The organism is Priestia sp. 179-F W1.4 NHS, assembly GCF_045369295.1.
Lineage (GTDB): Bacteria > Bacillota > Bacilli > Bacillales > Bacillaceae_H > Priestia > Priestia zanthoxyli.
The window spans coordinates 179,871-193,615 of sequence record NZ_JBIQFF010000006.1 but is presented as its reverse complement, the minus strand read 5'-3'; the positions used below and the strand labels follow the sequence as shown (position 1 = coordinate 193,615).

The 13,745-nt window shown below is 37.6% G+C and carries 11 protein-coding genes and 1 riboswitch; of the genes, 4 read left to right on the top strand and 7 right to left on the bottom strand.

The features are described 5' to 3' along the window. Nucleotides 1-570, top strand: a 570-nt coding sequence (locus ACH0CI_RS22905; protein ID WP_406902312.1) for an IS3 family transposase, incomplete at its 5' end; no start/stop codon positions are given. A 62-nt stretch (nucleotides 571-632) separates the two neighbouring features. On the opposite strand, the gene ACH0CI_RS22900 is transcribed toward ACH0CI_RS22905, so the two are convergent. From ACH0CI_RS22900 to ACH0CI_RS22880, 5 genes are all read right to left on the bottom strand, one after another. Continuing rightward, nucleotides 633-1,076 carry a hypothetical protein gene (locus tag ACH0CI_RS22900; protein ID WP_014461480.1) on the bottom strand — a complete coding sequence of 148 codons (444 nt, stop codon included), beginning with the start codon at nucleotides 1,074-1,076 and terminating at the stop codon, nucleotides 633-635. A 217-nt stretch (nucleotides 1,077-1,293) separates the two neighbouring features. Continuing rightward, complete coding sequence (gene ppc, locus ACH0CI_RS22895; RefSeq protein WP_034269493.1) at nucleotides 1,294-4,062, bottom strand: phosphoenolpyruvate carboxylase; 2,769 nt, start codon at nucleotides 4,060-4,062, stop codon at nucleotides 1,294-1,296. Between the two features lie 394 nt (nucleotides 4,063-4,456). Further along, a complete protein-coding gene (locus ACH0CI_RS22890; protein ID WP_013055518.1) occupies nucleotides 4,457-4,966 on the bottom strand; it encodes an acyl-CoA thioesterase in 510 nt (169 codons plus the stop codon). A 151-nt stretch (nucleotides 4,967-5,117) separates the two neighbouring features. Continuing rightward, on the bottom strand, nucleotides 5,118-6,164 hold the full coding sequence (locus ACH0CI_RS22885; protein WP_406902315.1) for a DUF5105 domain-containing protein: 1,047 nt from the start codon (nucleotides 6,162-6,164) through the stop codon (nucleotides 5,118-5,120). 182 nt (nucleotides 6,165-6,346) lie between these two features. Then, nucleotides 6,347-7,942: a glutamate/serine transporter AimA gene (locus ACH0CI_RS22880; RefSeq protein ID WP_406902311.1), complete on the bottom strand. Its 1,596-nt coding sequence runs from the start codon at nucleotides 7,940-7,942 to the stop codon at nucleotides 6,347-6,349. Nucleotides 7,943-7,998: 56 nt separating this feature from the next. Beyond that, nucleotides 7,999-8,077: riboswitch (ZMP/ZTP riboswitch) on the bottom strand. Nucleotides 8,078-8,463: 386 nt separating this feature from the next. On the opposite strand from ACH0CI_RS22880, the gene ACH0CI_RS22875 reads away from it, so the two are divergent. From ACH0CI_RS22875 to ACH0CI_RS22865, 3 genes are all read left to right on the top strand, one after another. Next, complete coding sequence (locus ACH0CI_RS22875) at nucleotides 8,464-9,063, top strand: cupin domain-containing protein (protein ID WP_080754378.1); 600 nt, start codon at nucleotides 8,464-8,466, stop codon at nucleotides 9,061-9,063. A gap of 355 nt (nucleotides 9,064-9,418) precedes the next feature. Beyond that, nucleotides 9,419-9,622, top strand: a complete 204-nt coding sequence (locus ACH0CI_RS22870) for a DUF3311 domain-containing protein (RefSeq protein WP_033578104.1) — start codon at nucleotides 9,419-9,421, stop codon at nucleotides 9,620-9,622. After that, on the top strand, nucleotides 9,622-11,121 hold the full coding sequence (locus ACH0CI_RS22865) for a sodium:solute symporter family protein (RefSeq protein WP_028412288.1): 1,500 nt from the start codon (nucleotides 9,622-9,624) through the stop codon (nucleotides 11,119-11,121). The genes ACH0CI_RS22870 and ACH0CI_RS22865 overlap by 1 nt, the downstream gene beginning before the upstream one ends. Nucleotides 11,122-11,152: 31 nt before the next feature. Here the strand turns inward: ACH0CI_RS22865 and ACH0CI_RS22860 are convergent, their stop codons facing one another. Together ACH0CI_RS22860 and ACH0CI_RS22855 are read right to left on the bottom strand one after the other, a co-directional pair. Next, a complete protein-coding gene (locus ACH0CI_RS22860; RefSeq protein ID WP_335707112.1) occupies nucleotides 11,153-12,583 on the bottom strand; it encodes an alanine/glycine:cation symporter family protein in 1,431 nt (476 codons plus the stop codon). A 103-nt stretch (nucleotides 12,584-12,686) separates the two neighbouring features. Further along, nucleotides 12,687-13,676 (bottom strand): glutaminase, encoded by a 990-nt coding sequence (locus ACH0CI_RS22855; protein WP_028412290.1) that lies wholly within the window; start codon nucleotides 13,674-13,676, stop codon nucleotides 12,687-12,689. Nucleotides 13,677-13,745: the final 69 nt, after the last annotated feature.

Sequence of the window (13,745 nt, the reverse complement as noted above, 5' to 3'; positions counted from 1 at the left end):
CAATGTCGCGTAAAACGGAAGAAACGTCAGCGAACAGGGCAACCTTATCAGGTTGCAGAGAATGTATTAAATCGTGAATTTCGAGCTGATCGTCCTCTTCAAAAACTAGTGACGGATATTACCTACTTGCCTTTTGGACCCAAACAGTTGTATCTTTCAAGTATTCAGGATTTATTTAACGGAGAAATCATTGCGTATTCCATTGGTGATTGTCAAAACGTAGCGTTTGTTTTAGATACGTTAAGTCAACTTCCTTCTTTGCCTGAAGGATGCACGCTGCATAGCGATCAAGGTTCCGTGTACACATCGTATGCTTATCAACAAAAAATCAAAGAAAGAGGCATTACCATGAGTATGTCCCGCAAAGGGACTCCTGCAGATAATGCCTCTATCGAATCGTTTCATTCCTCGCTAAAGTCTGAAACGTTCTACCTTGACGAGTTGACATATACTACGACCACCATCGTAGAGCAAACCGTCAAAAACTATATTACTTATTATAACAATGCCCGTATTCAAACAAAACTAAACAACCAGTCACCGGTACAATATCGGCAACTGGTCGTTTAAAAGGTGTTTTGATCCCTGTCTCAAAAACAGGGGTCAGTCCCTTAAAACCGCAGCTTTCTTTATCATGAGCTCATATAACTGGCTGTATATTTTTTCGTCTGTTTTTGTATTTCTTGATTTAAATGTTTGAAAAATGAGAGCGTTTCTTCATAATCCGTCGCTTTTTCATGAAACTTCAATGTAAGATTTTCTTCAAACAACGTTTCTCCTTGATGACCGACCGCTTTTAGCTGAACATCTGTAACAATACCTTGCGAAATCGAACATAATAAATAATTAAAGCAATGAACCGGAACGATATGCATCAGATGGAAATCATCAATAGTTCTATCACTTTTTGTTTTCTTAAATTCCACAGTGAGTTCTTCCGGATGAATAAACACATTTATATGCTGTTTGGACAAACAAGTAGGATTCATTTTTTGTGTATACTCACAAAATTCCAGTCCAATAAATACAGAATTCTCGGAGTCAGCTTCAATGAAGATTTGCGAATTTTTTACCATTGTCCTCGTCCTCCATATTCAATCTAGTTACCCCACCACTAGTACTTGTTTGTAGAATATTACCATTTCTTCTCTATTTTATCACTGATTTTTCTCAGTGCCTATTTAACAGACGGAAGTTCTCTTTAAAAGAGAAGGAACTGACAGGCAATTCTTTATGTGAGAAGAATGAACAAAAGACACCTCTTTTGTTTTATTGAGGTGTCTTTTGGTATCATCAGCCTGTGTTACGCAATCCTGCTGCAATGCCGTTAATCGTTAATAATGCTTCTTTTAAAAGTTCTTCATTTAACGTTTCAGCCTCATCTTCACGCAGCTTGGAAATAACCTTAACTTGCAAGAAGGTTAGAGGGTCCACATACGGATTTCGTAATTTAATAGATTCTTTAATCGTAGGAAGATGATCCATTAATTCTTTTTGCCCGGTGATTTGAAGAATCATTTCTTTCGTAACATTATACTCTTTTTTAATAGCAGTAAAAATTCTCTCTGAAATAACCGGATCTTGTACCATTTCTGTATATTCTTTTGCTGCCATTAAATCTGCTTTTGTTAAAGCCATTTGCAGGTTATCGACGGTCGAGCGGAAAAATGGCCATTCTTTATACATTTGCTGAAGAAGCTGTATATCTCCAGATTTCTCTACTAAATGCTGTAAGCCCGTACCTGCAGCGTACCAGGCTGGAAGCAGCTGTCTGCTTTGCGTCCATGCAAATACCCATGGAATTGCTCGCAAGTCTTCAAAGCGATCACTTCCTTTTCGACTCATTGGACGTGAGCCAATATTTAAAGCCCCGAGCTCAGGAAGAGGTGTAGCTTGTTTAAAGTAGGTTAAAAAGTCTGGATCGTTGAAAACAAGCTCTTGATACTTACGTAACGAAGCAGTTGAAATCTCGTCCATTGTTTCTTCCCATTCATGTGTACGAATATCACATTGTTCAGCTTCTTGAGAAACATTTGCTGCCGCTGTAAGAAGAGCTGAGACCGCTTGTTCAAGGCTTCGGTAAGCAATGTCATATAAAGAGTATCTAGAAGAAAGAACTTCTCCTTGCTCTGTAATTTTAACACCGTCTCCTAGCGTCTCAACAGGCTGAGATAAAATGCTTCGGTTTAACGGGCCTCCTCCTCGGCCTAGTGAGCCGCCTCGGCCATGGAAAAACTTCAGACGAACTTGATACTTCCTCGCCATATCGTGAATTTCCTGCTGCGCTTTGTAGAGCTTCCAATTAGCGGTAAGCGTTCCGCCATCTTTGCTTCCATCTGAGTAGCCAAGCATGATTTCCTGCAAATCCTTCTGTTTTCTTAAGTGCTCTCGATAAAAATCTAATTGAAATAGCTGTTCCATAATCTTAGGACCTGCTGTGAGATCATCGATCGTTTCAAGCAGCGGAGCTATATTTAACTTACTTTCAATGCGGCCATCTGCATGAAGGCGGTAAATACCCGCTTCTTTGGCAAGTACCATGACTTCTAACAAATCACTTGCAGACTGCGTCATACTGATCAAGTAGACTTCAATGGATCTTTCTCCAAATTCTTTATGTGCTCGATGTATCATGTTAAATACTTCAATTACTTGCTGCGTTTCTTTAGAGTAATTCTCTACAAACGATAGCACAGGTCTTGGGTCTTGAAGAACTTTCCCTAGTAGCTCAACTTTTTTCTCTTCTGTTAACGCTGAATAATCTTCAGCTAAAGAAACAGCATGGAAAATTTCTTTGATTGCCGCTTCGTGTTCTCCGCTGTGATTACGGATATCAAGCGTTGCTAAATGAAATCCAAACAGCTCAACTTGGCGAATTAATTTACACAAGCTTTTCAGCTGATAATCTTGAGGCTGATGCTTTTGCAAGCTATCTTTGATGAGAAACAAATCTTGTAAAAGTTCTTCCGACCTTTGATAACCTGCTTCCGACTCTCCAACTAAATTTAATTTATGAAGCATAATCGTAAGCTTGCAGCGATATACTTCGTGTTTGATTCTCCATCGCTTTTTCTCAGGCAGCAGCGATATTTCTTGATTAATAGAATCAAGAAGATTATCTGAAACTGCGACTCTTTTTGTAGACTGACTTAACCTTTGTCTCAATTGAGTAAGCGACTCTTTATATTTACGAATAGCTAACTTCCTTTGTTTGACAAGCGTTTGCCACGTTACTTTAGGAGTTACGTTTGGATTTCCATCTCGGTCTCCGCCAATCCATGAACCAAATCGAAGAATATTAGGCACTTTCCAGTTTTCTTCGGGGTAATTCTCCTGCAATGAATTTTCCAATTCCTGATGAAGTTGAGGAAGCACTTCAAATAACGTTTCATCAAAATAATATAATCCATTGGATACTTCATCCATTACGGTTGGCTTGCGATCTCGCAGTTCATTTGTTTGCCATAAAATTAACACTTCGCTAAACAGTCTTTCTTCAATTTCTGTACGCTCGCGTTTTGTTAACGTTGGATTATCCAAGTTTTTCAGAAGCTCAGCCATTCGTTTATGAATATCAAGGACACTTCGTCTAGTGGCTTCTGTTGGATGTGCCGTGATGATAAGCTCAAGTGATAAAGTTTGAAGCAAATTAGCAATTACATCTGGCGCCACGCCATTATTTTTAAGCGAAACAACGGCGCTTTCCAATGAACCCGGCTGCATAATAGAATCTTCTTGCTGCTGATATTCCCGTCTACGACGAATTCGATGATTTTGCTCTGCAATATTAACTAAATGAAAATAAACGGCAAACGCCCGAATAACCTGCGCGCGCATCGGCTGTTCAAGAGTAACGATTTCATTTTTTATTTCTTTATAGATGGCTTCATCCTTGTTTTCTCTAAGTGATTTTGCCACTTCGCGTATTTTTTCTACTTTGTTGAGCAGTTCTTCTCCACCTTGGTGAACCAGAACTTTCCCTAACAATTGACCGAGAAATTTTACATCACGGCGTAGGGCAGTGCTGCTGTTTTGTCTTTCTGCTGCTTCTACTGTTACCATTAGACACGACACCTTTCTTTATAAATGTTGTACTTTTTAAACTTTTTAGAAAATTATATTAAATTCATATTACCATGAACGAAAATAAATTTCATATAATTTTGTTTCCTCCTCTCGATTAGGAGGAAAGATTCATCAAATATAAAAAAGAGGATGAGGCATAACGAAATGAATCCAATCCTAAGACGAACAAATGGGATACATAAACTGAACCGCTTGTGACACCGCAGTTGATTGGAAGACTTCACCTCTCCTTTCAATCAACTGCTAGAAAGAACGAAACAGCTGAAACCTACGTTCACCATAACAAAAAAAAACGAACCACTAATCAAACGTGTTGATCAGTGGTTCGTTTTTCACTTGAGCTAAAATACTTTTCAGCCTCTCTTTTATGCTACCAAGGTTGTCCTAAATCCAACACTGAGGCTAGTTCATTGCTTTTTTTACGCACTTGTTTACGTGTGGCAGCACGATCTGCCCCCGTTTGAAACAGATATTTTTCTTCTTCTGTTTCTGGAATAAGCTCCGGTACTGCGCGGGGCTTTCCATCATCATCCATTGCCACAAAAGTTAAAAATGATGTAGCTGCAATTTGACGCTCCCCGGTTTTTAAATTTTCTTTAATCACTTTCACAAACACTTCCATGGATGAACGACCTGTCCATGATACGTATGACTCCAAACATACAGAATCCTGAGGCGTAATAGGGTGCAGAAAGTGAATAGAGTCTGCTGAAGCCGTCACACACTCTGTACGACTGTGACGATAAGCTGAAATGGACGCAATCATATCAATATCACTCATTAATTTTCCGCCAAATAACGTATTGTGATTATTAATATCATTAGGGAAAATGCGGCTCGTTCGAACGGCCTTTGTATCTTTACAATAATTTGCTTTCATTAGTAAGAACCTCCATTGATGCCTATCATAATAAGAATAAAAGAATGAATGAACCTATACTAGCATATTTCGATAAATTTAGCTTTACAAAAAACTCGTTGATTTATTTACAGAAAACAAAAAAGAGAAGAAAAACTCTTCTCTTTTTTGTCTATCGAATGTAGCTCGATCCAAACGTTTTACCTAAAGAGTCACTGTATAGGTCACTTGACTTCACAGTCCATTTCCCATCTTCTTTCACCATAAAAATTCGTAGCGGACGACTTCCTTCTTTCGTTTCTAATTCATTTACAATATCTTTGAATTTAGAAGCCGCAAACTCTTCAGAGTGTTTTGTATCGTAATCTTTTGTTTCATCTGTATATGCTCTCTTAAGCTGCGATACGTATGAATATAAGTCTGATAAATTAACAGTAGTGTACTCCACTTCTACTACAGCTTTATTATTTGCATTGGCAATCACATTTGTCTTTACGCTTGCTTTTTCTTTTAAAACATCTTTATACATGTTAAAAAAATCTTTTTTTGCTTTATCGGTTAAACTATTAGAAAACGCACCTTTTAATTCTTCATTAAACGCTTTTTTCTGTTCTTCTATGACAGCTGTTTTGTCCGCTGTTACATATTTATCATAATCTACATTTTCTTTGTTTAAGTAAAGAACTTCCGTGTAAGCTTGCAGAGCTTTTTCTGGGTCTTGCAGCTTATTATAGCTTTTCGCGTATTTCTTCGTATCCAGTGTTAATGTTACTTCGTCAATTTCTTCATCATAATCAGATGATTTTGGCTGAAGCCCAATTTTGTACTTTTTATCTTTTTTGACTTCAAAGACGAACATTAATTTTTTTTGCTTCCCAGCGCCAATCTTGTCAGATGAACTGCTTTCTAGTCCAAGTTCCCTACTGTTCACTCCCGTTTTTGGAGATAATTGTTCATCTCCTTCATATAAATACACACCGTCGTAATCCGATAAAGATATACTGTTTTTGGATACATTTTTCACTTTTAAATCAACTTTCAACAGCCCCTTTTCTTCACTTGTAGCTCCTTCATCACTATCTACTAAAATATAAGAAGCGCTGTCAATAGATGCTTCAATCGCCTTATTTTTAGCCGAAGTGGATCCTCCCGTTTCCTTAGAACTGTTACAAGCCGCTAATACTAGCATAAGTACAAAAACCACAGCCAAAACATTCATTTTTTTCACAGCTGTCCAATCCCCTTTATTTTGTTTTTTTAGAACTTTATCCCAAATAAAGGTTCCCTCTGTGTAAATCCTTAAACCTTAAAATCTATGTTTTTTACAATATTTTGATAAAAACTAAGTCTAAATTCTCCATTCACCTAAATAAAAAAACACGAGCACGGGCTCGTGTTTTTTTATTTAGATTTAAAATTTTCTTGATTGATTTGTTCAGCTTCTTTCATATATCGGTTAGATTTGCCACTCTTAATTCCCCAGTAATAAAAAGCTAATGATACGCAAGCAATCACTAGCATATCCCATCCGAAAGGTAAAATATTTTTGCCTCCGAATTTTTCGCTTCCTATGTAGGAAATAAAAATCATGCACGCTAAATAGATAAGCATCCAAGCCCCGGTTAAAAATTCTTTTTTAAAGCCCACCCATTTATTTTTCGCTTGGTAATAAAAATAAACTGGCAGGCCAATTGCCATAATAAAAATCACTTCACCTGTAAGTGGCCACCTTGCCCAGTAAAGCGTCAAAGAAGCAAAAACGAAGCCGCATGGCGCAATAACTGATGCCCCTTTTAAATAAAATGGACGGTAAAAGTGTGAAGCCGTTTTTCTTAATGTTATAAGCGCTACAGGGCCCATAATATAAGAGATAAGCGTCGCTACTGAGATCACTTCTGCTAAGACACCCCACCCTTTAAATAAAAAGAGAAACAAAAAGCAGGCTGCTAAATTTAGCCACATAGCTGGGCGCGGGACATTGTAAAGTGGATGAAGAGTACCAAATATCTTTGGCAAATATCCATTTTGCTGCATCCCGTATAACATTCTAGAAGTCGTTGCCGTATATGTAGCACCTGTGCCGGAAGGAGAAACAAATGCATCTGCGTATAACACAATTGTTAGCCAGTTAATTCCAAGCGCAATCGCTAAATCAGCAAAAGGAGAATTAAAATTCAAATGATTCCATCCATCCGCAATTGATGACGGACTTACTGCTCCGATAAAAACAATTTGTAATATAATGTATACAATTCCAGCAATAAAAATTGAACCAATTACAGCTACCGGAATCGATTTATTAGGTGACTTTGCTTCTCCTGCCATATTTACAGGACTTTGAAACCCATTAAATGCAAATACGATACCTGATGTTGCCACTGCCGTTAAAACACTCGCCCATCCGTAAGGTGCTACCCCATGCTCACTTGAAAAGTTCCCGCTATGAAAACCAGCAAAAAATAAAGCCCCTGCCGTTAAACCAGGAATAATTAATTTAACAATCGTAATAAATGAGTTTGCTTTAGCAAAGAGATTTACCGTCCAATAGTTCACAAAAAAGTAAATGAATAATAACAGAGACGCAACTGCCAACCCCTTGGACGTTAAAATGCCATTGTCTACTAATTCATGAGTCCAGCGAGCCCATTTCCACGGCCAAGTACTCATATATTGCACAGATGCAATAGCCTCCACTGTTATCGTTGAAGCGATTGAAATCCAGTTAGCCCAAGCAGCCAAAAATCCAATAAATGATCCGTGTGAATACTGAGGATATTTAACCATCCCCCCTGCTTGCGGAAACATCGCGCCCAGTTCAGCGTACGATAGGGCAATGGTCAAAATAACTACCATTCCAATAACCCATGAAAAAATAGCCGCTGGTCCTGCAATTTGAGCTGCTTTCCATGCTCCAAACAGCCATCCTGAACCGATAATCGAACCTATGCCTGTCATGGTTAAAGCAAATGTTCCCATCTTCCTTTGCATATTGCTCATCCAAATCTACTCCTCTTCCCTAGGAAAATAAAAAAAACACTTGCGAAATTTTCTCAAGTGTTTGCCCAGGCGCGCGGCTTATACGCTATATGCTCCCCCATGGTCATCCATGTTGCGCCAGTCACATATAGGAATATATTTTTTATCAGTATATAACATTCATTACTATTACTCAATACACAAAAATGTTTACATTACTTTTACAAAAGTAATGAATTATTCGTAAAATTCTGAATAAATCTTCTTAAAATCTCTTCCTAATTACAAAAAACAACTAAAACTCTAACCTTGCTTATTATTTGTTTCTTTTGCTTCACGAGTATATCATCTTCTAAAAATTATATTAATATATATTATTCATTTACAAAATACGAATTAACATCTATATATCCATAGAATTCTTGCACTAGCCCCTTTACTTATATACAATATGAAGAAAAGATACTAAAGTAAACTGCCCACCACTTAGCTACGCTTGAAGTGGGAGACTTCTTTTGGGAAAACGTTAACACCTACATATCATGCACTTCGCAACGAATGAAGTACTTCGAGCAAACTTCTCTGTTTACGCAAGCAAAAAACAGGGAAAATTACGAAAAAAGATTGTTAGAGGGATGCTTATGAATTATGCAAATGTAAAAGTTCTTTATTTTGATGACGACGGAACCATTCCAAATCACCCTCGTCTTCCAGTTTTGTTGTATGAACACGTATTTATTAGTAAGAAAGAGAAAGTAGAGAGCATTTTTAATTCTCACAACTGGAAAAACAGCTGGGTAGGCGGCATATATGATTTTCACCATTACCACAGCAATTCTCATGAAGCACTAGGTGTAATTAGCGGATCTGCACGCTTAAAACTAGGTGGACATATGGGAGAAAATATCGTGGTGCATGCTGGGGATGTACTCGTACTCCCTGCAGGTACAGGACATATGCGTCTGCAGTCAACTGCTGACTTTAAAGTGGTTGGAGCTTATCCAGAGGGCATGGATTACAACTTACGAACAGGAAAACAAACTGATCGCCCTCACGTATTTGATGAAATTGCACAAGTACCTATTCCTACAACAGATCCTGTTTATGGCGACAAAGGACCATTGACAGAGTGGTGGAACTAGACAAGCACTTATTGTCTAGTTTTTTTATTTGCTCGTTTTTATAGCTTCCATAAATCTATATTTGAACATACAAATTCTTTTCCTTTAATGCAATAGCAATATACTTTATCTCATCGAGAAAACTACCTTTCTTCTTTTCCGTTCTTTTTTTGTTTCAAAGGCAATTGCGCTTAGGTTCTCTCCTGCTTTTTCTTCCCTAATCATTTCAAATATCTTCTTCTCATACCCTTTTTTTGTTTTTCTAAAAAAATTTTCGTAATTTATAACGAAATTTTCAAAAAACTTATTGCTTTACTATGTCAGACTTGCTATCATAGTGAACATTGTTAGATAAATTTTAGAGGAGGAGTAAAAATTGAACAGAAAATTCATAATATTTATTTTATTCATCATTCCGTTTATTGCTCAATTCGCTTTTTTACCTTTTGTAAATAACATTCATCCAATTATTTTTGGATTACCTATTTTGCATTTATGGTTATTTTTATGGGTCTTCTTAACGCCTGTGTGTACATTTATCATTTATCGTTTACAAAAATCTTGGGGGGACATTGAATAATGCAAGGAAATTTAACCGCACTTTTAATCACATCAGCAATTGTTCTTGTCGTTATCGCCATTGGCTTTATAGCAGGACGTGACAAATCATCTAGAAGCTCCGTTGAAGAGTGGGCTGTGGGGGGAAGACGTTTTGGAAGCCTGCTCGTCTGGCTTTTAGTAGGAGCAGATTTATATACTGCTTATACATTCCTAGGTCTTACAAGTACAGCTTATCAAGGAGGAAGCATCGCATTTTTTGCCATTCCTTACTCTGTTTTAGCCTTTTTAATTTCATACTTTTTTCTTCCAAAACTTTGGACTGTTGCTAAAAAGCACAAACTTACTACACTTGCTGATTATGCTAGAGAACGTTTTAGCAGTAAATTTCTCTCCTCTTTAATTGCCATAGTAGGTGTATTGATGCTTATTCCATATATCGATCTTCAGCTTAGCGGTATTCAAGATACTCTTCGCGTTGCAGGAACTGGCTACATTAATGTAAAAGCTGTCGTTATTCTTTCATTCTTTCTTGTGGCTCTTTATACTTTTTTCAGCGGAATTAAAGGTCCCACTTATACGGCAATTATTAAAGATATTTTAGTATGGGCGATTATGTTATTTATGGTTGTTTCTCTGCCAATTATGCATTTTGGAAGCTGGGGCAACATGATTGACAATGTTGCAAAGGATGCACCTCAGCTATTAACGATCCCAACACAAGGACCTAAGGGCATTCCATGGTTTATTACAGCATCACTCGTATCTGCTTTAGCTTTATTCATGTGGGCCCACGCTGCTACAGGTGTTTTCACTGCTAAAAGTGCAGATTCGCTTCGTAAAAATGCTGTCTTCTTACCTCTTTACAATATTGTTTTAATTCTAGTCATCTTCTTAGGGTTTATTGCTTATCAAGTATTACCTCAAGATACAACGGATCCTAGATTAGCATTATTAACCTTGATTCAATATTCATATGGTGGCATTGGCCAAGGGTTAGCTTATGCAACGATTGCTCTTGCTTCATTAATTCCATGTTCTATCATGGCTATCGGAGCGTCTAACTTATTTGCAAATAATATATTTAGAGATTTAATTAATCCAAATGTACAAGGTAAAACATTAACAATGGTTACTCGTTCTATGGTTTTTGTTGTTATTGGACTGGCACTTTTATTCGGTTTATTATTCCCACAAGCACTTGTTTCCCTACAGTTACTAGGGGTATCCGGCATGGTACAAATCTTCCCGGCTATTGTTATCAGCCTGTTTTGGAGAAATCAATCGAAAGAAAGTACGATTGCTGGATTAGTAGTAGGGCTGGTTGTAACGTTTACCGTTCATGCCACAGGAAATTCATTTGGCCTTTATGAAGGGTTCTGGGGATTATTATCTAACCTACTCGTAGTTTTTATTTTAAATCCAATCTTTGCTGCAAAAACCAAAGCAGCAACAAATGGCGTGAAAGAAACATTATTTTCTAAAGGCACTACGCAAACTGAATTAAAGAAAAACGCATAAAAAAAAGTTCAGCCAACTGGCTGAACTTTTTTTAGATAATATTCTCTTTTTCAGAAGGGGATGAAGTCGATTCTCTTTCCCAACATTCAATATTCTGATTGTTTTCTAATACATCTTTATAAAAGACTGGATTTTTCCCTTCCTTTTTCTGCTGAGTATAGTCATGCAAGGCAGAAAACGCCACTTTCGATAATAGAAAAATAGCAATTAAGTTCACCACTACCATCATCCCCATAAATAAGTCTGCCAGATTCCATACAAGCTGAAGCTGAGCAACCGACCCAAAAATAACCATCGCTAAAACACCTACACGATAAGACCAAAGCCACATCTTATTTGAATTTAAAAATTCAATATTCGTTTCTCCATAATAATAATTGCCAATTAACGTACTAAAAGCAAATAGAAATACCATGATAGCTAAAAATCCTGATGCCCAAGAACCGATATGTGTACTAAGAGAAGCTTGCGTCAATTCAATGCCGCTTAGTCCCTGCTTATAGGCGGGAGATAAGAGAACGATAAATGCTGTGCTTGTACAAATCACAAGTGTGTCCGTCAAGACACCAAATGCTTGGATAAGACCTTGTTTAACTGGGTGACTCGTCACTGCAGTTGCAGCCGCGTTGGGAGCACTTCCCATTCCTGCTTCATTGGAAAACAGTCCCCGCTTTACTCCGTTGATTAACGTTGCACCAATTGATCCCCCAAGCGCCTGTTCAAATCCAAATGCATTTTTCACAATTAGAGATAGAACCGCAGGCATTTGATCAATACTTTTAAAGATGATGAACAGAGCCATTCCAATGTATAAAACGGCTAATACGACAACGATGTATTCCGATATCTTGGCGATGCGTTTGATCCCGCCAAAAATAATTATCGCAAATATAACTGTCATAATAATCCCAATCAATAAGCGGCTCGTTCCGAAAGAGTTCTCAAATGCCAGCGTAATCGTATTAGACTGCACAGCGTTAAACACCAGGCCAAATGACAGTGTAATGAGTACAGCAAATAGCCCGCCCATCCATCTTTTATTTAACCCTTTTTCCATATAGTAAGCGGGTCCTCCTCGAAATCCGTTTGACCCTTTTACCTTATAGATTTGAGCGAGTGTACTTTCTACAAAACTTGATACTGAACCGATAATGGCAATAATCCACATCCAAAATACAGCACCCGGGCCACCAAGAGCAATAGCAATCGCTATACCGGTAATATTTCCTGTTCCTACTCGAGCTGCCATGCTTATGCAGAAAGCTTGAAACGGGGAGACTCCCCCATCTTTAGCCGCTCGTCCTTCTTTCAAAACAAGTACCATTTCTTTCAACATGCGAAACTGCAAAAAACGAGAGCGGATCGTAAAATAAATACCGATTGATACAAGTAAAATAATTAATAAATTCGACCAAAAAAAATCATTGATGACACTAATTACACTTTCGATTGCTTGTTGCACGCCTATCACCTCATTAAAAAATTTGGTAGAACAAATGCAAAACATGAAAGTTTTTTCTCTTGGTGTTTATATTATTGAAGCGAATGAATAGTACGTAAATAGACTAAAAAATACTCAAATCCCATTCTTTTGCGATTTTTTTTAGCAGCGTAACGCCTTTTACGCTATTCCCGTACTCATCAATAGCTGGACTGTAAATTCCGATACCGCATCCGTCTGGAAATGGAGACTGCTTTTTCGTATTAGGTGGCACCAATGACATGATTCCTCCTGATACACCGCTTTTAGCTGGCATACCAACAAATGCCGCAAACTTTCCTGAGGCATTATACATACCGCATGTAAGCATAAGCGCTTTTGTTAATTTAGCTACTTCTTTTGGAATTACTTGTTTGTGAAACACTGGATGGTACCCGTCTAATGACAGAATTAATCCGATCAGCGCAATATCTTCAGTCGTTACTTCAATTGAGCACTGCTTTAAGTAAACCTCTAGAACTTCTTCTACTTCTCCTTGTAAGTAGTTTGTTTCTTTTAAATAGTAGGCAAGCGCACGATTTCGATGAGACGTTTGCCATTCTGATTCAAAGACGGTTTCATTAATGAGTGGTGTTTTCCCTGTAAGCATTGTTATTACATCAAACAAATAGCTTAGTTTTTCTTTTGCCGTCTCTCCAGATAAAAGAGATGAAACCGTTAAAGCACCGGCATTAATCATAGGATTGAACGGCTTTCCTGGTTTATGCATTTCCAGTCTTATAATAGAATTAAATGCATCTCCAGTTGGCTCTACATCCACTCTCTCTAGTACGTAGGGAATGCCGCAACATAAGCAAGCTGCTATAAAGCTAATGACTTTAGAAATACTTTGAAGAGTAAATACCGCTTCATAATCCCCAGACTGGATAACCGTTCCGTCAGCACCAATCAAACAAATACCTAATTGAGACGAGTCCATATCTTTCAGAGCAGGGATATAATCAGCCGTTTTTCCTTCTGACGAAAATTCTTTTATTTGCTCTACCCACTCGTGTAACTGCTCTTTTGCAGTGACCTGTAAGTAAGACATTTCCTGTTCAATTTCTCTTTTCATTAAAATCACCTCATCACTTCATTAACTTTTTATTTTAAAGCGCTTTCATAAAGCGGGATTTCATTTTCG